The organism is Neisseria sp. P0020.S003, assembly GCF_051957095.1.
GTDB classification, from domain to species: domain Bacteria; phylum Pseudomonadota; class Gammaproteobacteria; order Burkholderiales; family Neisseriaceae; genus Neisseria; species Neisseria subflava.
Map to the genome: position 1 here is coordinate 1 of NZ_JBQCWU010000091.1, position 432 is coordinate 432.

1 pseudogene is annotated in these 432 nt (G+C 50.0%); it reads right to left on the minus strand.

Features of this window, described 5'->3' with window-relative positions:
* Window positions 1–427: pseudogene (locus tag ACTHTQ_RS11475) on the minus strand (aminotransferase class V-fold PLP-dependent enzyme); the annotation flags it as partial.
* Window positions 428–432 lie beyond the last annotated feature (5 nt).

The window sequence follows — 432 nt, forward strand, 5'->3', positions numbered from 1 at the left end:
CCAGGCCGTCTGAAAGTTGGGGGACGTTGTGATACTGCAAGCCGTTGACGGTTTCATTAATCGCAAAATGAACAAACGCGGAATGCGGGTTCACATCCCAATCCTCCACCGCAGGTAGGTTTTTATATGCATATTGCTCGCCGCCATGCGCGGCCAAACGGATTTCGGCATTACTCAAACTGCTCATCTGTTCATAGGCAATACTGCTCCAGTTGCCCGTTACCACCGCATCGGCAGTCGTAAAACCGTGCGCTAAATTCATGGTCACCATATTGAATTGCGTGGTCGCACCGCCCGGTAAAAACAGGATTTTATAGTTGGACGGAATATGCAAAAGCTGGCGCAAGTCTTGTTCGGCATGATGCAGAATGCTCAAAAACATATCCGAACGGTGGCTCATCGCCATCACGGGGAAACCCGTACCGTTTTAGT